General features: G+C 74.2%; 15 protein-coding genes. 8 read left to right on the top strand and 7 right to left on the bottom strand.

The features are described from left to right. The first annotated feature begins 150 nt into the window (after positions 1-150). Positions 151-1,863 carry a PucR family transcriptional regulator gene (locus tag OHA99_RS06535; RefSeq protein WP_153177272.1) on the top strand — a complete coding sequence of 571 codons (1,713 nt, stop codon included), beginning with the start codon at positions 151-153 and terminating at the stop codon, positions 1,861-1,863. A gap of 277 nt (positions 1,864-2,140) precedes the next feature. Then, positions 2,141-2,929 carry a hypothetical protein gene (locus tag OHA99_RS06540; RefSeq protein ID WP_282882555.1) on the top strand — a complete coding sequence of 263 codons (789 nt, stop codon included), beginning with the start codon at positions 2,141-2,143 and terminating at the stop codon, positions 2,927-2,929. Positions 2,930-2,951: 22 nt separating this feature from the next. Here OHA99_RS06540 and OHA99_RS06545 read toward each other — a convergent pair whose 3' ends face one another. From OHA99_RS06545 to OHA99_RS06560, 4 genes are all read right to left on the bottom strand, one after another. Continuing rightward, on the bottom strand, positions 2,952-3,608 hold the full coding sequence (locus OHA99_RS06545) for a hypothetical protein (RefSeq protein WP_405694654.1): 657 nt from the start codon (positions 3,606-3,608) through the stop codon (positions 2,952-2,954). An 841-nt stretch (positions 3,609-4,449) separates the two neighbouring features. After that, positions 4,450-5,274: a rod shape-determining protein gene (locus OHA99_RS06550; RefSeq protein WP_366471230.1), complete on the bottom strand. Its 825-nt coding sequence runs from the start codon at positions 5,272-5,274 to the stop codon at positions 4,450-4,452. Further along, on the bottom strand, positions 5,271-5,651 hold the full coding sequence (locus tag OHA99_RS06555; RefSeq protein ID WP_153177275.1) for a TraR/DksA C4-type zinc finger protein: 381 nt from the start codon (positions 5,649-5,651) through the stop codon (positions 5,271-5,273). Before OHA99_RS06555 ends, OHA99_RS06550 begins: the two co-directional genes overlap by 4 nt. A 51-nt stretch (positions 5,652-5,702) precedes the next feature. Beyond that, positions 5,703-6,029 carry a TraR/DksA C4-type zinc finger protein gene (locus OHA99_RS06560; protein ID WP_054099719.1) on the bottom strand — a complete coding sequence of 109 codons (327 nt, stop codon included), beginning with the start codon at positions 6,027-6,029 and terminating at the stop codon, positions 5,703-5,705. A gap of 400 nt (positions 6,030-6,429) precedes the next feature. Here OHA99_RS06560 and OHA99_RS06565 point away from each other — a divergent pair, with 400 nt between their 5' ends. The 4 genes from OHA99_RS06565 to secD all read left to right on the top strand — a co-directional run bounded on the left by OHA99_RS06565 (position 6,430) and on the right by secD (position 11,151). Further along, positions 6,430-7,377 carry a sensor histidine kinase gene (locus OHA99_RS06565; RefSeq protein ID WP_164382351.1) on the top strand — a complete coding sequence of 316 codons (948 nt, stop codon included), beginning with the start codon at positions 6,430-6,432 and terminating at the stop codon, positions 7,375-7,377. An 8-nt stretch (positions 7,378-7,385) separates the two neighbouring features. Then, positions 7,386-8,180, top strand: coding sequence for a response regulator transcription factor (locus tag OHA99_RS06570; protein WP_366471229.1), 795 nt, complete (start codon positions 7,386-7,388; stop codon positions 8,178-8,180). A 104-nt stretch (positions 8,181-8,284) separates the two neighbouring features. Further along, entirely contained in the window at positions 8,285-8,674 is a 390-nt protein-coding gene (locus OHA99_RS06575) for a hypothetical protein (RefSeq protein ID WP_405694658.1), read from the top strand. Between the two features lie 80 nt (positions 8,675-8,754). After that, positions 8,755-11,151 (top strand): protein translocase subunit SecD, encoded by a 2,397-nt coding sequence (secD, locus tag OHA99_RS06580; RefSeq protein ID WP_405694660.1) that lies wholly within the window; start codon positions 8,755-8,757, stop codon positions 11,149-11,151. 139 nt (positions 11,152-11,290) lie between these two features. On the opposite strand, the gene OHA99_RS06585 is transcribed toward secD, so the two are convergent. Next, positions 11,291-12,106 (bottom strand): GntR family transcriptional regulator, encoded by an 816-nt coding sequence (locus tag OHA99_RS06585; protein ID WP_405694662.1) that lies wholly within the window; start codon positions 12,104-12,106, stop codon positions 11,291-11,293. A gap of 168 nt (positions 12,107-12,274) precedes the next feature. On the opposite strand from OHA99_RS06585, the gene OHA99_RS06590 reads away from it, so the two are divergent. Both OHA99_RS06590 and OHA99_RS06595 read left to right on the top strand, forming a co-directional pair. Then, positions 12,275-13,120 carry a (2Fe-2S)-binding protein gene (locus OHA99_RS06590; RefSeq protein ID WP_164382356.1) on the top strand — a complete coding sequence of 282 codons (846 nt, stop codon included), beginning with the start codon at positions 12,275-12,277 and terminating at the stop codon, positions 13,118-13,120. Positions 13,121-13,377: 257 nt separating this feature from the next. After that, positions 13,378-14,442, top strand: a complete 1,065-nt coding sequence (locus tag OHA99_RS06595; protein WP_153177281.1) for a DUF2637 domain-containing protein — start codon at positions 13,378-13,380, stop codon at positions 14,440-14,442. Positions 14,443-14,491: 49 nt separating this feature from the next. Here OHA99_RS06595 and OHA99_RS06600 read toward each other — a convergent pair whose 3' ends face one another. Continuing rightward, positions 14,492-14,902 carry an ATP-binding protein gene (locus OHA99_RS06600; protein ID WP_153177282.1) on the bottom strand — a complete coding sequence of 137 codons (411 nt, stop codon included), beginning with the start codon at positions 14,900-14,902 and terminating at the stop codon, positions 14,492-14,494. Positions 14,903-15,054: 152 nt separating this feature from the next. Further along, a complete protein-coding gene (locus OHA99_RS06605; protein ID WP_153177283.1) occupies positions 15,055-16,797 on the bottom strand; it encodes a pyruvate dehydrogenase in 1,743 nt (580 codons plus the stop codon). Positions 16,798-16,817: the final 20 nt, after the last annotated feature.

The raw sequence follows: 16,817 nt of genomic DNA on the forward strand, positions 1-16,817 counted from the left end.
GAAACCATGAAGGAGTTGGCTGGCCAGGGCGGGCATCTTGTAGATTCGTATGAACGGAGGTGCTCGGGAGCCTCCCTGTTCTTCTCCGGAATCGGGCGACACAGCCGCGTGACCTGGAACACTTCGAGACAAAGAACGGCGGCGACGAGAATGCGGCTGCGCGCACTGCTGGACACCGACGCGCTGGGCCTCAAGCTGCTCGGCGGCGAGGACGAGCTGGACCGTACGGTCCGCGGCGTGATGACCACCGACCTGCGGGACCCCAGCCGCTACCTCTCGGGCGGCGAGCTGGTCCTCACCGGCCTGGCCTGGCGCCGGGGCGCCGCCGACTCCGAGCCGTTCGTGCGTCTCCTGGTGCAGGCCCAGGTGGCCGCGCTGGCCGCCGGTGAGGCGGAGCTGGGGAGCGTGCCGGAGGACCTGGTGGTGGCCTGCGCCCGGCACCGGCTGCCGCTGTTCGCGGTGCACGAGTCGGTGGCCTTCGCGACGATCACCGAGCACGTCGTGCGCCAGGTGTCCGGCGAGCGGGCCGGGGACCTCGCGGCCGTGGTGGACCGGCACCGCCGGATGATGACCTCGGGACCGGCGGGCGGCGGCCCCGACGTGGTCCTGGACCTGCTCGGCTCCGACCTCGACCTGCGGGCCTGGGTCCTCTCCCCCACCGGACGGCAGGTCGCGGGACCGAAGGACGCGGAGCCCGCCCTCCCGGCCGAGGTGTGCGCCAAGCTCGCGGCGGAGCACCTCGCGGCCACCCGCGCGGGCCGGCGCGCGCCGCACCGGGTCTCCGTGGGCGCCACGACGTACAGCCTCTTCCCGGTGCGGGGCCGGGGGCAGCTCCCGTCGGCGGCCGCGGCGCCGCGTGTCCCGCAGGGTGCGGCGGCGGGCGGCCGGGAGGTGCGCGAGACGGTGCTGTCCGACTGGCTGCTCGTGGTCGAGGCGGACGCCGGGGAGTGGGCCGAGGAGCGGCTCGACCTGCTGTACGGCGTCACCCAGCTGATCGCGGTCGAGCGGGACCGGCGGGACGCGGCGCGCACGGTGCGGCGGCGGCTCGCCCAGGAGGTGCTGGAGCTGGTGCAGACGGGCGCCGCGCCGGCCGAGATCGCGGCTCGGCTCCGGGTGGCGGCGCCGGTGCTGCTGCCCGGCCTCGGCGCGGCACCGCACTGGCAGGTCGTGGTGGCCCGGGTGGAGTGGGCGGACGGCGACGGGCAGACCGGCCGCATCGCGCAGACCCTGCTGGAGGAGATCCTCGTCGACCCGCACGCCACCGGCCCCGAGCAGTCGGACCGCATCGCCGTGGCGCACACCGGTGAGGAGGCGGTCGCCCTCGTACCGCTGCCGGCGGTCTCCAGCGAGCACGACGGCTCCGAGGCGGGGGTTCTCGCGGACGCGCTGCTCCAGTCCGTACGGGAACCGCTGTCGGCCGGTCTCGACGGGGACGGGCGCGTCACGCTGGGCGTCAGCGCGGCCGTGCACTCGGCGGAGGGGCTGCGCGGGGCGCTGGAGGAGGCCCGGCACGCGCGCCGGGTCGCCGCGGCGCGCCCCGGCCGGGTCTGCGCGGCGGGCCACCAGGAGCTGGCCTCGCACGTGCTGCTGCTTCCCTTCGTCCCGGACGACGTGCGGCGGGCCTTCACCGCCCGGCTGCTCGACCCGCTGCGGGACTACGACCGCCGGCACCGCGCCGAGCTGATCCCGACGCTGGAGGCGTTCCTCGACAGCGACGGCTCCTGGACGCGCTGCGCGAACCGGCTGCACCTCCACGTCAACACGCTGCGCTACCGCGTCGGGCGGATCGAGCAGTTGACGGGGCGTGACCTGTCGCGGCTGGAGGACAAGCTCGACTTCTTCCTGGCCCTGCGCATGAGCTGAGGTCCGGGGCGCGCGGAGGCCGCGTCGGGGCCCGGGGTCGGTCCGGGGGCGGTGTGGGGCGGTCCGGGGGCGGTGTGGGGCGGTCCGGGGGCGGTGTGGGGCGGTCCGGGGGCAGTGCGGGGCGGTCCGGGGGCGGTCCGGGCGGTTCCAAACCTCGACGGCACGAAGACCACGACTTTGTGAAAAGTTTCACCCATCCTCTTGGCCGGGCCGCCGGATCCGTGCTGAGATGCGGCCACCACTCGAGAGCTCGATGGCGTGCTAAGGGGAGGGCGACGTGGCGCATTCCGCCATGGCTGGTTCTGGCTGGGGAACGACCGAAGGTGACGATCCGCTCCAGACCGCGGTATGGCGGTTGCGCTCGCGCGGCTGCTGGGCCGACGCTGCGGCCCTGCTGGAGCCGGTCAGCGCGGACACCGCTTTGCAGCGGACCGCGCTGCTCGTGGAGCGGTGCCTGTACACCGAGCAGGGCTGGGCCGAGGCCGAGGACGCGCTGCGCACCGCGGAGGCCCTGGCCCACAGCGACGACGAACGCGGGGCCGCCGCCTGTGAACGGGGTCAACTCGCGTACGCCGCCACGGTGCACGGGGTGCGCGACCGGGCCGACGAGGCGCGGGCCGCGCTGGGCCGGGCGGCGGCGCTGATCGCGCCGGGGGCGGCGGGACGGGCGCTGCTCGACTTCCGGCGGGGGCTGCTCGCAGAGAACCTGACCCGGTCCCCCCAGGCGGCCCGCGCGGCGTACCGGCGCGCACACGCCGGCGCGACGGCGCACGCCGAGCCGCTGCTCCTGTCCTTCACCTGGCGGCATCTGGCCGGTCTGGCGCTGCGCGAGGGGGAGTTGACCGAGGCACGGCACGGTTTCGCCGAGTCGCTGCGCATCCGCGAGGAGCTGGGGTACCTCGTCGGTACGGCGCCCGCGCTGGCCTCGCTGGCGGACGCGGAGTCGGAGCCGGAGGCGTCCCGGCTGCGGGACGAGGCGCGGCGGCTGTTCCGGCTCCTCGGCGGTGTCCCGACGTGGCTGGCCCGGCAGTTGGCGCCGCCGGCGGCGGGTGCGGCGACGGCGTGAGGGGCACGCCCCCGGTCGGGCGTCACGGGAGTCTGCTCCAGCGCGGGGCCGTGTTGGCCCAGGCCGCGTCCCACTGGGCGAGGTTGCGCCGGTACAGCACGAGTCCCGTGGCGGCGTGGGCGGCGAGACCGGTGACGACGACGCCGAGGAAGGCGAGGATCGCCCAGCCCATGGTGCGGCTGCGGATCTGCTCCGCGGACAGCGGCGGCTCGGTGATCCGACCCTCGTGGTCGACCCAGACCAGGACGGTGCTGTCGGCCGGCAGCCCCGGTTCGACCTCGGTCGTCCCGGTCCTGCTCACCCCGTCGGGGCCGGTGAAGCGCACCGGGACCGGGTAGCGGGTCTCCTTCGCCTCGTCGGAGCCGGGCTCGGGGTGGCGCGGGGCGTCGTGGGTCAGGACGGCGGGGCGGTGGTCCCGGGTCCGCTCCTCGTGCTCGGCGGTGCTCCGGTAGTGCCGGTAGGCGCTGTCGCCGACCCCGAACATCGCCGCCGGGGCGGCCACCAGCACGGCGAGCAGGATCCCGAGCGAGACCCACGCCCGCACCCGGTCGCTGAACCGCCGCAGGGGGTTGCGCCGCCACCGCCACATCAGGAGGTACGGGTGCCGCGCGGGGTCGGGCCCGGGGTCGGGGCTGGGACCGGCGGGCGGCGGCTGGGCGGGAGGAATCTCTCCGGCCATGGTGTGTCTCCTTCCTGGGACGGGGCGGCCTGTCGGGTCGAGGCCACGAGGTCACGCGCGCGGGACGCGGAGTACGGCCGACACCGGGGCGGGCGCCGGCCGTACGAACGGGGGGTGTGGATCGGCGGACGGGGCGGGCGGGGATCGGCGGACGGGGCGGGCGGGGATCGGCGGACGGGGCGGGCGGGGGTCGGGGGTCGGGGCGGGCGGGGGTCGGGGGTCGGGGCGGGGATCGGGGGACGGGGGCGGCATGTGGGAGATGCGGGCGCGGCATTTTCCGGTACGTCGGGCCGGGGCGAGCGGCGCCCCGGTGACCGCCGGGCCCCGGACCACTGGAGGGGCGGATCGCCGGGAGGAGGGCGGACCCCCGGGTCCCGAGGACCGCACCCGACCCGTCCGGCGTCCGGCGCCGGGGGGGGCGGGCTCCGGAGCCGGGAGCGGGAGCGGGCTCCGGAGTCCCGGCCCACGTACCGGCGTTCCACCGGGAGGCGGACCGGGACCGGGACGGCGGACCGGCCGGGCGCGGGTGCACCCCCGGTGGGTCCGCCCGCGCCCGGCCTCCGGAGGGGGACGGCCGGCCCCGGGGTGCCCGACCCGCGTACCGGTGCACCTGGCCCCGAACCGGGACCGGGCGGCGGACCGGCCTGGCGCCGGTGGCCCACCGCCGGGCCCGTGTCCGCGGGTGGACTGGCACGGACCGCGCGGTGCCCCCGCCCGCGTACCGGCAACGGGGCCGGGCAGTGGACCGGCCGCCCCGGTTCCGGGTCCGCCCTCCGGGTGGACGGCCGGCACCGGAGGGCCCGGCCCGTGCTCCGGCGTACCGGGGCCGGCCCGCGCCGGATCAGTGCGGGTGGCCCGCCGGTGGGTCCGTGCCCGTGGTCGACGGGTGGGTGTGGGCGGCCTCCAGGAGCTTCGCGGCGCCGCGCACGGCGGCCGTGTGGGGCGCGGGCACCGCGCGCAGCGGTACGTGCAGCCGGTCGGCGAGACGGCAGGTGATCTCGGGGCGCAGCGCGCCGCCGCCCGCCAGCAGCGGCCCCCGGCTCAGCGCGTCGAGGGTGAGCGACGTGCCGTCCTGCCGCAGCATCGAGGTCGTCATGTCGGCCAGCGCCTCCCCGATCCGCGCGGACGGGGTGGTGTCGTCGATGTCCCCGGTGCCCAGCGCGGTACGGCGGGCGTCGAAGACGGCGCCGTCGACCAGGAGCACCACCTCCGTGAGATGGGCACCGATGTCCATGACGAGCAGCGGCCGGGACAGGTCGGCGCCCGCCCCGAGGGCCACCGCCCGCGCGCTGGGAACGGTCAGCACACTGCGCGGGCGCAGCACCTCCACGGCCGTACGGGCCTCGGTCCGGTAGGCCGGCCCGCCCAGTACCGGCGCGGTGACCACGACCACCGGACGGGTGAAGCGGGGCAGCCGGTGTCCCAGCAGCCGGTCGAGCATCCGGGCCGTGCCCTGGGTGTCGACGATGGAGCCCCGCTGGATGGGGTACACCGCGCCCGCGCCGGGGAAGGTCACCGTCGGCACGTCGAGGATCATCCCGCGTCCGGAGACCCAGGCGCGGGTACGGGCGCTGCCCATGTCGAGGGCGACGCCGCTGCACTGCCGGCACAGCGGCCAGGGCCGGTGCCGGGACAGCACGGCGCGGGGCCGCCGGAGCAGGGTCATCGTCCGGCCTCCCGCACCTGCTGGCAGCGGGCGCAGTAGCGGGCCTGCGGCACGATCATCAGCCGGTCGCGGTCGATGGTGCGCCGGCACAGGTGACAACGGCCGTAGCGGCCCTCGTCCATGCGGTCGAGGGCCGCCTCGACGTCGGCGAGGACCATGCGCGCGGAGGCCGCCAGCTTGACCCGGACCTCGGTCTGCGCGGCGGACCGCCGCTGGATCAGCTCGTCGGTGCGGGACGGGACCGCCGCCATCTGCCGCAGCTGGTCCTCGCGGAACAGCCGCTGCTCCTGGAGGTTGTCCCGGAGCGCGGCGAGGTCCTCGGGCGACAGGGGCGACAGACGCGTGTCGCGGTCGTCGATGATCTGGTTGTTCACCACTTCACCCCTTGGGCAGGGCGGGAGGGACTGGTACGGGACGGGAGGGCGTGCTCAGGTGGCGGCGCGGCGCTGGCAGGCGACGCAGTACCGCGTGTAGGGGAGGATTTCCAGGCGCTCCCCCGGTACGGGCTTGCCGCAGCCCAGGCAGGTGCCGTAGGTGCCGTCCTCGACCCGGGCGAAGGCCTCGTCGATCTCCTTGAGCACCCGCTCGATCGCGGTCTTCTGCGCGGACATGAGCTGGTCGTCCGCCTGGCCGCTCTCGGCGAGGGCCTGCAACTGGGTGACGCGGGTGTTGCGGGCGTGTTCGAGACGCTGGCGCGCCTCGTGAGCGGTCAGCCGCTCGGGGCGGGGTTCGATGCGGGAGGCGTCGAGCGACACGGTGAAGGGTCCTTTTCTCGGAAGGTTCTGCGGGTTCTCGGAAGGTTCTGCGCAAGCGCGGGCTTCTGCGGCATCGCGCAGGTTCCGCGGGTATGCCGAGCGCCGGGCCGATGGGGCCCGGTCATCCTCAACCCTGGCCGGGCCGCGCCGGGAAACCCATCGGGCGCAGGACCCATTTGCGTGGGGGCGCGGGATCCACTCGACGGTGCGCCGGTGCGGCCGTATGGGTATGCCGCGAGCCGGAAATGGGGGTCGGGCCCCATCGACCGGACGGGTCCGGGAGGGGCACGCTGGTCGCTTGCTCGGTCGCTACCTGGGCCGCAGCTCCCACCGAGGGTGCGCGATGACCGACAGTAGAGGCGTACCAAGTCGACACGTCGCTGAAGGAGGCGTACCCCCGGTGTCCCTGTTCTGGCGGATCTTCGGGCTCAACTCGGTGGTGCTGGGCTTCGCCACGGCGCTGCTGCTGTGGGCTCCGGTGACCGTCTCCGTGCCGATCCTGCTGACCGAGGCCGTCGTCCTCGTGCTCGGCATGGGCGTCATGCTGGTGGCCAACGGCGCGCTGCTGCGCTGGGGGCTGGCCCCGCTGGAGCGGCTCACCAAGCTGATGACCACCGTCGACCTGCTCCGTCCCGGCCAGCGGCTGCCGATCTCCGGCGGTGGCGAGGTCCCGGAGCTGATCCGCACCTTCAACGCGATGCTGGACCGCCTGGAGGCCGAGCGGGCCACGAGCAGTGCCCGTGTGCTGCTCGCCCAGGAGGCGGAGCGGCGCCGTATCGCGCAGGAGCTGCACGACGAGGTCGGGCAGAGCATGACGGCGATCCTGCTGGTCCTGGGCCGTGCGGCGGACGACGCCGACGAGCCGTTGCGCGACGAGCTGCACCAGGCGCAGGAGATCACCCGGGAGAGCCTGGACGAGGTCCGCCGCCTGGTGCGCCGGCTGCGGCCGGGCGTTCTGGACGACCTCGGTCTGATCAGCGCGCTGTCCTCGCTCACGCACGACTTCGCCACCCACACCGGTCTGCGGGTGGTGCGCCGTTTCGACGCCGATCTGCCGGCCCTGGACCACGAGACCGAGCTGGTCCTCTACCGTGTGGCGCAGGAGAGCCTGACCAACGCGGCCCGCCACGCGGACGCCGAACGGCTGGAGGTGGGTCTGGCCCGCGCGGACGACGCGGTGACGCTCACCATCACCGACGACGGCCGCGGCATCGAGGCGGCGCACGAGGGCGCCGGCATCCGCGGCATGCGTGAACGGGCCCTGCTCATCGGGGCCGCCCTCGACATCACGTCGACGTCCGGCGCCGGCACCCGCATCCGGCTCACCGCACCCCTTCCCAGGAAGTAGCCCCGACCATGTCCGACCCGTCCCTGCCCGAGCCGTCCGCCTCCGGCCGCCCCGCCGCCACGACGGCGTCGTCCTCGGCGGCCGCCGCGGCCTCCGCGACGTCGGCGTCGGCGTCCACGGCGTCCGCGTACGGCCCGTCCCAGGCGTCCGCCCCGGCGAAGATCCGCATTCTGCTCGCCGACGACCACGCGCTGGTGCGCCGCGGGGTGCGCCTCATCCTCGACCGCGAGCCGGACCTCGAGGTGGTCGCCGAGGCCGGCGACGGCGCGGAGGCCATCGACATGGCGCGGACCCACGAGGCCGACCTCGCGGTGCTGGACATCGCGATGCCCCGCCTCACCGGACTCCAGGCGGCCCGCGAACTGGCCGCGCTGAAGCCGGGGCTGCGCATCCTGATGCTGACGATGCACGACAACGAGCAGTACCTGTTCCAGGCGCTGAAGTCGGGTGCCTGCGGCTACGTGCTCAAGTCCGTCGCCGACCGGGACCTCGTGGCCGCCTGCCGGGCCGCGATGCGCGACGAGCCGTTCCTGTACCCGGGTGCGGTGACGGCGCTCATCCGCAACTACCTCGACCGGGTACGGCACGGCGAGGAGACCTCCGACCACATCCTCACCCCGCGCGAGGAGGAGGTCCTCAAGCTCGTCGCCGAGGGCCACTCGTCGAAGGAGATCGCCGAGATCCTCTTCATCAGCATCAAGACCGTCCAGCGGCATCGCGCGAACCTGCTCCAGAAGCTCGGGCTGCGCGACCGCCTGGAGCTGACCCGGTACGCCATCCGGGCCGGGCTGATCGAGCCCTGACGGACCCCATGAACCGCCCGTGGCTCTGGCCGCCCACTCCCCGGCCGGAGCCCCGGGCTTCCCCCACCCCAGGCCCGCTGATCCACCACGAAAGGGGACGGTGCATGCGCCGACGGCTCGCGGCCGTGCTCACCGTCCTGCTGACCGTCCTGCTGCCCCTGGTCCCGGCCTGGCCCGCGGCCGGCTCGCACGCCGGTGCCCGCGGCCCCCTCGCGGCGGCCGCCGCCACGGCCGTGCCGCATCCGGCCCTCGACCTCCACGCCGACGACGGCTGCACACCGGTCTGCGCCGCCCAGCCCCGGGCCCGGCACGACCTGCCGGCCGGTCGTCCGACGGCACCGGACCAGCACCCGGCGACCACCGCGCACCCCGAGGGCTGCGCCGCCCCCGGCGGCCACGCACGGACGTCGTTCGCGCCCGGCCCGGTGCCGGTCTCCCCCGGCCGCGCGAGCCACGACAGCGGCCGGGCGCCACCCGTCTCCTCCGGCATCTGAGACACCACACCCGACCTTTCCCCTTCTTCCGCCGCGGCCGCGCTCGGCCGCCGCCGCGGTGTGCCCGCCGGAGGCCCGTGTTGAAACGCTCCCGTCCCCCTTCCCGCACCCGTTCGCGCTCGCGTTCCGGCTCCCTGAACGTCCGCGCGCTCCTCGCGCTCGCCGTGCTGGCCGTGTCCGTGGCCATCGCCCTGACCATGCCGGTCCGCCTGGGGCTCGACCTGCGCGGCGGCACCCAGATCGTGCTGGAGACCCGGTCCACCGAGACCACCAAGGCCGACCGGGAGGCCACCGACCGCACCGTGGAGGTGCTGCGCGGCCGCATCGACGCCCTCGGTGTCGCCGAGCCGACCATCGTCCGCTCCGGCGAGAACCGCGTCGTCGTCGAGCTGCCGGGCGTACAGGACCCGAAGAAGGCGGCCGACGTGCTGGGCCGCACCGCCCAGCTCACCGTCCACTCGGTGCTCGGCGCGACGGAGACCCCGCCCGGCGAGACCGGAAAGGAGGGCGAGGACGGCCAGGCCGCCAAGGACGGCGAGCGGGTGCTGCCGGACGAGTCCGGGCTGTCCCTGCGGCTGAAGGACGCCACGCTGACCGGGCAGGACGTCAAGGGCGCCGACGCCCGCTTCGACCAGCAGAACGGCGCGGGCTGGACCGTCACCGTCGACTTCAAGGACGCCGGCAGCGACCGGTGGGCCAAGGTGACCGGTGAGGCGGCCTGTCACCCGGCCGGCGATCCCCAGCGCAGGGTCGCCATCGTCCTCGACAACAAGATCATCTCCTCGCCGCAGGTCGACCCCTCCGTGTCCTGCGGCGGGGGCATCACCGGCGGCTCCACGCAGATCACCGGCTCCTTCGACGCCGCCGAGGCCCGCGACCTCGCCCTGCTCATCAAGGGCGGCGCCCTGCCCGTGCCGGTCGAGACCATCGAACAGCGGACCATCGGCGCCACCCTGGGCGACGAGGCCATCTCGGCCGGCGCCTGGGCCGCCGTCATCGGCACCGCGCTGACGGCGCTGTTCATCATCTTCGTCTACCGCCTGATGGGCGCCCTGGCGACCGTGGCCCTGCTCTGCTACGGCCTGATCTCCTACGCCGCCCTGGCCGCGGTCGGCGCGACCCTGACGCTGCCCGGCCTCGCCGGTTTCGTCCTGGCGATCGGCATGGCGGTGGACGCCAACGTCCTTGTCTTCGAACGGGCCCGGGAGGAACAGGCGGCCCGGACCCGTCCGAGCACCCGGTCGGCGCTGACCGCCGGTTTCCGCAGCGCCTTCAGCGCGATCGCGGACTCCAACGTCACCACCCTGATCGCCGCGGCCCTGCTGTTCTTCCTCGCCTCCGGCCCGGTGAAGGGCTTCGGCGTCACGCTCGGCATCGGCGTGCTGGCCTCGATGGTCAGCGCCCTGGTGATCACCCGGGTGCTGGCCGAGTTCGCCGCGGGCCGCCCGGCGGTCTTCCGCCGTCCCGGCATCACCGGTATCTCGTCCACCGGACCGGTCCGGGACGGCCTGCTGCGCCGCAACCCGTTCCTGATGAGCCGGCCGCGCCGCTGGCTGGCGGCCTCCCTGATCGTCATGGTGGTGGCGGGCTCCGGCATCCTGGTGCGCGGCCTGAACTTCGGCATCGAGTTCACCGGGGGCCGGCTCATCGAGTACTCCACCGCGAACCGGGTCGATCCCGACCGGGCCCGGGACGCGCTGTCCGACGCGGGCTTCCCGCGCGCCGTCGTCCAGTCCTCCGGCGACAGCGACCTCACGGTGCGCACCGAGGAGCTGACCGACGCCGAGGCGGCGACCGTCACCAAGGCCGTCTCCGAGCTGGGCGGTGAGACGGAGAAGCTCCGCGACGAGCTGATCGGCCCGAGCCTCGGCGAGGAGCTGCGCCGGGACGCCCTGATCGCCCTCGGCCTCGCCCTGGCCGCCCAGCTGGCGTACCTCGCGGTCCGCTTCCGCCTGCTGTTCGGCACCGCGGCGGTCAGTGCGCTCGCCCACGACGTGGTCATCCTGGTGGGTGTGTTCGCCTGGCTGGGCAAGCCGATCGACGGGGTGTTCCTGGCCGCGCTGCTGACCGTGATCGGCTACTCGGTCAACGACTCGGTGGTGCTCTTCGACCGCGTCCGGGAACTGATGGGCAAGGAACGCAAGACACCGTTCGACCGGCTCACCAACGACGCGATCCTCCAGACCCTGCCCCGCACGGTCAACACGGGCATGGGCGCGGTGCTCATCCTCGCCTCGCTGGCGGTCCTGGCCGACGACTCGCTCACCGACTTCGCGCTCGCGCTGCTGATCGGCGTGGGAGTCGGGACGTACTCCTCGGTCTTCACCGCCTCCCCGCTCGCCATCGAGTTGCACAACCGCGACGCCGGGTCCCGGTCCGCGCGCCGCAAGGGCGGCAAGGGGCGCGGCGCGGCGAAGCCCGGCAAAACGGGGAAGCAGGTACCGGCGAGCCGCGCGGAACGGCAGGAGGTGCTCTAGGACCCACCCGGCCCGGCCCGGCAGTACGGGCGTCCTCGCTCAGGGGGGGGCGCCCGCACCGCCGGGCGGCCGCACCGCCGGGCGACCGCACCACCGGGCGACCGCACCACCGGGCGACCGCACCACCGGACAACCGCGTTCAGCGGGCGTCGGTGAAGTGCTGCCCGACGAGGGTCCGCACCACGTCCTGGTCGCCGGCGATCAGCGCGTCGAGGAGCGCGGTGTGCTCGTGCGCGTCGGCGACCAGGTCGGCCCGGCCGCGCACGGAGGGCGAGCCGGCCGGCGGCCACTGGGCGCGGCGGTGCACGTCACCGGCGATCCGGAGGAGCTGCTCGTTGCCGGCCAGCGCGAGCACCGCGCGGTGGAAGGCGCGGTCGGCCTCGGCGTAGGTGGCCGGGCAGCCCGACGAGGCGGCGCGGACGGTGGTCTCGGCGAGGGGACGCAGCCGCGCCCAGTGCCCGGCGGGCACCGTACGGGCCAGGCGGAGCCAGACCGGGGCCTCGAGGAGGGCCCGGACCTCGGCCAGCTCGGCCAGTTCGCGGTCGCCGCGTTCGACGACACGGAAGCCGCGGTTGGGCACCACCTCGACGGCGCCCTCCAGGGCGAGCTGCTGCATGGCCTCCCGTACGGGGGTGGCCGAGACCCCGAACCGCTCGCCGAGCACGGGCGCCGAGTGGACCTCGCCGGGCCGCAGCTCACCGGTGACCAGCGCGGTGCGCAGGGCGTCGAGGATCTGCCCGCGCACGGAGGAACGCCGGACCAGGGCGCGCGCGGGGGGCGCCGGGGGTTCGCCGTGGGTGTGCTCGCCGCGCGCCGGCCCGTCCGGCTCCCCGGTGCCCGGGGCCCGGTCCCGTGCCCGGTCCGCCGCTCCCGGCTGCACCGGGATCCGCACCGCCTCGTCCGCCGTACCCGCCCCCGTACCCGTTCCTGCGGCGCCCTGCGCGCTGTACTCCACGGGTCCTCCTGCGGGACGTGTCGGTACTTGAGGTCATTACGGCGGCTTGTCACCCGTCCGTCAAGCACCATAAGCGCAGGGGGCGTCAGTTCAAATCCGAAGGATCATGGGTAAGGTAAGGCTTACCTTTAAGCAGCCCGTTGTTCCGACGTGGATCGGTGGTCCCGCATGCCTGTCGCCCGTACGGCCTTCACGGACGCCTACGCGCGCCTGTCCGAGGTCCTGCCCGGGCTGGGCGTCACCGAACCGACCGCGGCCGACGGGATCCCGGGCGGCGACGGCTGGGTCACGGCCGCCTCGCTCGCCGCGGGCGGTCCGGAGCTGGCCGCGTTCCTCGCCTGGGACGAGGCGCAGGTGCTGCGGGACTACGGGCAGCGGGCCCGGCCGGACGTGATCGCGAGCTTCGGCCTGCACCGGTACGCGTGGCCGGCCTGCCTGCTGATCACCGTGCCCTGGTTCCTGCACCGCCGGGTGCCCCGCCTCCCCGCGGCCGGCGTGGCCTACGACCGCACGGCCGCCGGTCTCCCCCTCGGCCGGATGGCCGTACGGGCCGCCTCGTTCGCCTGCCTGCCCGGCGATCCCGCCGCCGCCCTGCCCGGCGCCCGGGTGGTCGCCGACGAGGAGGCGCTGCGCGCCGAGGTACGGGCCGCGGTCGCCGAGCATCTGGAGCCGGTCCTGGCCGGATTCGGCCCCCGGATGCGGCGGCGCGGACGCGCCCTGTGGGGCATGGCGACCGACGAGATCGTCGAGGGCCTGTGGTACGTCGCCCACCTGCTCGGCGAGCAGGAGCGGGCACGGCACGAGCTGGAGCTGCTGCTGCCGGGCGCCACCAGGCCCTACGTCGGGGACGCGGCCTTCCGCGAGCTCAAGGGACCCGACGGCACCCCGCTGCACACCCGGGACCGGGCGAGCTGCTGCATGTTCTACACCCTGCGCCCCGAGGACACCTGCGCCACCTGCCCGCGGACCTGCGACGCCGACCGCGTCGACAAGCTGCTCGCCGCAGCGGGCTGAGTGGCCGTCAGCTAAGATCGTCCGCGTTGTTCCACAACTCCCCCACGCGTGGCGGGAACTTTCCGTGGAACCACCCGTACGGGTAGTCTTAATCGAACTCAACTCCCGCCCCTCACGCGGCAGTTCGAGCAGAACGCCGCCCTGGGCACTCCCTCTGCACTCCCTTGGCGGCCTCTTGCCCCGAAACCCCCTGAGGGCCGCTGGGTTTGGGCCACCATGGCGGGCGTTACGCCCTATCCCACTGCAAGGGACCCCAGATGAGATTGACCGACATATCGCTGAACTGGCTGCTTCCGGGCGCCGTGCTGCTCCTGGGCATGCTGGCGGCGGTGGCGGTGCTCGCGCGCGGCAAGCGTTCCTCGGGGAAGGACGCGGGCGCGGACGACTCGTGGGAGCGCATGGAGGAGCGCCGCCGGCGCAAGGAGGCCCTCTACGGCACCTTCTCCTACGTCCTGCTCTTCTGCTGTGCCGCGGTCGCCGCGGCGCTCTCCTTCCACGGTCTGGTCGGCTTCGGCGAGCAGAACCTCGGCCTGAGCGACGGCTGGCAGTACCTGGTCCCGTTCGGCCTCGACGGTGCGGCGATGTTCTGCTCCGTCCTCGCGGTGCGCGAGGCCAGCCACGGTGACGCGGCGCTCGGCTCGCGGATACTCGTGTGGGCCTTCGCGTTCGCCGCGGCCTGGTTCAACTGGGTGCACGCGCCGCGCGGCCTGGGGCACGCGGGTGCCCCGCACTTCTTCGCGGGCATGTCCCTGTCGGCGGCGGTGCTGTTCGACCGGGCGCTGAAGCAGACCCGCCGGGCCGCCCTGCGCGAGCAGGGCCTGGTGCCGCGTCCGCTGCCGCAGATCCGCATGGTCCGCTGGCTGCGCGCGCCCCGCGAGACGTACCGCGCCTGGTCGCTGATGCTCCTGGAGGGCGTGCGCAGCCTGGACGAGGCGGTCGAGGAGGTGCGCGACGACCGGCGCGAGAAGGAGGAGAAGAAGCTGCGGCGGCGCGAGCAGGAGCGGCTGGAGCGGGCGCAGCTCAAGGCGATCAGCCGGGGCCACGGCCACCGCGGTTTCCCGGGCCGTGGCGGCCGTCAGGTCGAGGTGGAGGTGCAGCAGGTCGAGCGGGGCTCGGAACGCGCCACCGCGGAGCCTGCCATATCGACCCCGGAGCAGCTGCCCGCAGGAAGCCGGCGTCCCTCCCTCCAGCCCGTGCGGAGCGGGTCTGAGCCGATGGCCGTGGAGACCGTGGACCTCACCGCGGAGGACGACACCCAGGCCCTGCCCCGCCTGGACTCCCTGGAGCGCAAGCTCAAGGACCTGGAGCAGCAGTTCGGCTAGAAGGGGCGCACCGCACCGATGCGCTGAGGCGCCGGGTCGCCCCGGCGCCTCAGGCCGCTTCCGCGCCTGCCTCCTCGTCCGGTTCCGCGCCCAGTTCGAACCAGACCGACTTGCCCACCTCGCAGGGCCGTACGCCCCAGTCGTCGGCGAGCGACTCGACCAGGACCAGCCCCCTGCCGTTGGTGCTCCCCTCCTGCGGGGCGCGCGGCCGGGGCTGTCTGCCGCGGCCCACGAAGTCCCGGACCTCGACCCGCAGGGCACGCGGCCCGACCGTCGCGGTCAGGACGGCGCCCTCGTCGGTGTGGACGAGCGCGTTGGTGACCAGTTCGCTGGTGAGGAGCTCCGCGACCTCCGACTGTCCGGGCCCGCCCCAGTGCCGCAGCAGCTCGCGCAGGGCCCGCCGGGCCTCGGGCACCGCCCGCAGGTCGGCCCGGCCGAGCAGTCGCCTGAGCTGTGACACCGCCTCCTCCTTCATGTCCCCCGTCGGCGCGCTGATGTCGCTTCCCCCTGTCTGTCCGGTTCGTCCCGTCCGGGTCGAACATCTTCACGGGGAAAGCCTTGCCCGTTCGGGCCCCCGGCAGTCATCGAGTTTCGAGCCGGGGGTCCGTGCGGTCACGGCCGGGGCATGTTGCGCAGGTTGGAGCGGGCCATCTGGACCATGCGTCCGACGCCGCCGTCCAGGACGATCTTCGAGGCGGACAGGGCGAAGCCGGTGACCATGTCGGCGCTGATCTTCGGCGGGATGGACAGGGCGTTGGGGTCGGTGACGATGTCGACGAGGGCGGGCCCCTTGTGCTTGAACGCCGCCTTCAGTGCCCCCGCCAGGTCCTTGGGCTTCTCCACCCGCGCCCCGAAGACGCCGCAGGCCTCGGCGACGGCGGCGAAGTCCGGGTTCTTGTTGGCCACGCCGTGCGAGGGCAGGCCGGCGACCAGCATCTCCAACTCGACCATGCTCAGCGACGAGTTGTTGAAGAGCACGACCTTCACCGGCAGGTCGTGCTGGACGAGGGTGAGGAAGTCGCCCATCAGCATGGTGAATCCGCCGTCGCCGGACATCGAGACGACCTGCCGGCGCCGGTCGGTGAACTGGGCGCCGATCGCCATCGGCAGCGCGTTCGCCATCGAGCCGTGGGAGAAGGAACCGATGATGCGGCGGCGGCCGTTGGGCGAGATGTACCGGGCCGCCCAGACGTTGCACATCCCGGTGTCGACGGTGAACACGGCGTCGTCGTCGGCGAGGTCGTCCAGCACGGCGGCCACGTACTCGGGGTGGATCGGGACGTGCTTGTCGACCTTGCGGGTGTACGCCTTGACGACGCCCTCCAGCGCGTCCGCGTGCTTCTTCAGCATCCGGTCGAGGAAGCGGCGGTTCTTCTTCTCCTTCACCCGCGGGATCAGGCAGCGCAGCGTCTCCCGGGCGTCGCCCCACACCGCGAGGTCCAGCTTGGAACGCCGGCCCAGGTGCTCGGGCCGGACGTCGATCTGGGCGATCTTCACGTCGTCGGGGAGGAAGGCGTTGTACGGGAAGTCGGTGCCGATCAGGAGCAGCAGGTCGCACTCGTGGGTGGCCTCGTAGGCGGCGCCGTAGCCGAGGAGTCCGCTCATGCCGACGTCGTACGGGTTGTCGTACTGGATGAACTCCTTGCCCCGCAGGGCGTGTCCCACCGGGGACTTGAGTTTCCCGGCGAACTCCATGACCTCGGCGTGCGCGCCCGCCGTGCCGCTGCCGCAGAACAGGGTGACCCGCTCGGCGTCGTCGATCATCCGCACCAGGCGGTCGATCTCCTCGTCGCCGGGCCGGACGGTGGGCCGGGAGGTGACGAGGGCCGTCTCGGCGGCCTTCTCCGGGGCGGGCTCGTCGGCGATGTCGCCGGGCAGGGAGACGACGCTGACGCCGCCCTGGCCGACGGCGTGCTGGATGGCGGTCTGGAGCAGCCTGGGCATCTGCTTGGGGCTGGAGATCAGCTCGCTGTAGTGGCTGCACTCGCGGAACAGCTGGTCGGGGTGGGTTTCCTGGAAGAAGCCCAGGCCGATCTCGCTGGACGGGATCTGCGAGGCCAGGGCGAGGACGGGGGCCATGGAGCGGTGGGCGTCGTAGAGCCCGTTGATGAGGTGGAGGTTGCCGGGGCCGCAGGAGCCGGCGCACGCGGCCAGCTTCCCGGTGATCTGTGCCTCCGCGCCGGCGGCGAAGGCGGCGGTCTCCTCGTGCCGCACGTGCACCCATTCGATGCCGGAGTGGCGGCGCACGGCGTCCACGATCGGGTTGAGGCTGTCCCCGACGACTCCGTAGAGGCGCTCCACCCCGGCGCGGGTGAGGATGTCGACGAACTGTTCCGCGACGTTCTGTTTGGCCATGGCTCCAGCTATGCCACAGC

It is taken from the genome of Streptomyces coelicoflavus (assembly GCF_045041415.1).
GTDB lineage: Bacteria > Actinomycetota > Actinomycetes > Streptomycetales > Streptomycetaceae > Streptomyces > Streptomyces coelicoflavus.

What these genes read in the sequence shown, in the direction of transcription:
- OHA99_RS06550 (WP_366471230.1), bottom strand. Translation starts at nt 5,274, where the DNA reads ATGACCCTGCTCCGGCGGCCCCGCGCCGTGCTGTCCCGGCACCGGCCC.
- OHA99_RS06595 (WP_153177281.1), top strand. Translation starts at nt 13,378, where the DNA reads ATGAGATTGACCGACATATCGCTGAACTGGCTGCTTCCGGGCGCCGTG.
- OHA99_RS06570 (WP_366471229.1), top strand. Translation starts at nt 7,386, where the DNA reads ATGTCCGACCCGTCCCTGCCCGAGCCGTCCGCCTCCGGCCGCCCCGCC.
- OHA99_RS06535 (WP_153177272.1), top strand. Translation starts at nt 151, where the DNA reads ATGCGGCTGCGCGCACTGCTGGACACCGACGCGCTGGGCCTCAAGCTG.
- OHA99_RS06575 (WP_405694658.1), top strand. Translation starts at nt 8,285, where the DNA reads ATGCGCCGACGGCTCGCGGCCGTGCTCACCGTCCTGCTGACCGTCCTG.
- OHA99_RS06590 (WP_164382356.1), top strand. Translation starts at nt 12,275, where the DNA reads ATGCCTGTCGCCCGTACGGCCTTCACGGACGCCTACGCGCGCCTGTCC.
- OHA99_RS06605 (WP_153177283.1), bottom strand. Translation starts at nt 16,797, where the DNA reads ATGGCCAAACAGAACGTCGCGGAACAGTTCGTCGACATCCTCACCCGC.
- OHA99_RS06545 (WP_405694654.1), bottom strand. Translation starts at nt 3,608, where the DNA reads ATGGCCGGAGAGATTCCTCCCGCCCAGCCGCCGCCCGCCGGTCCCAGC.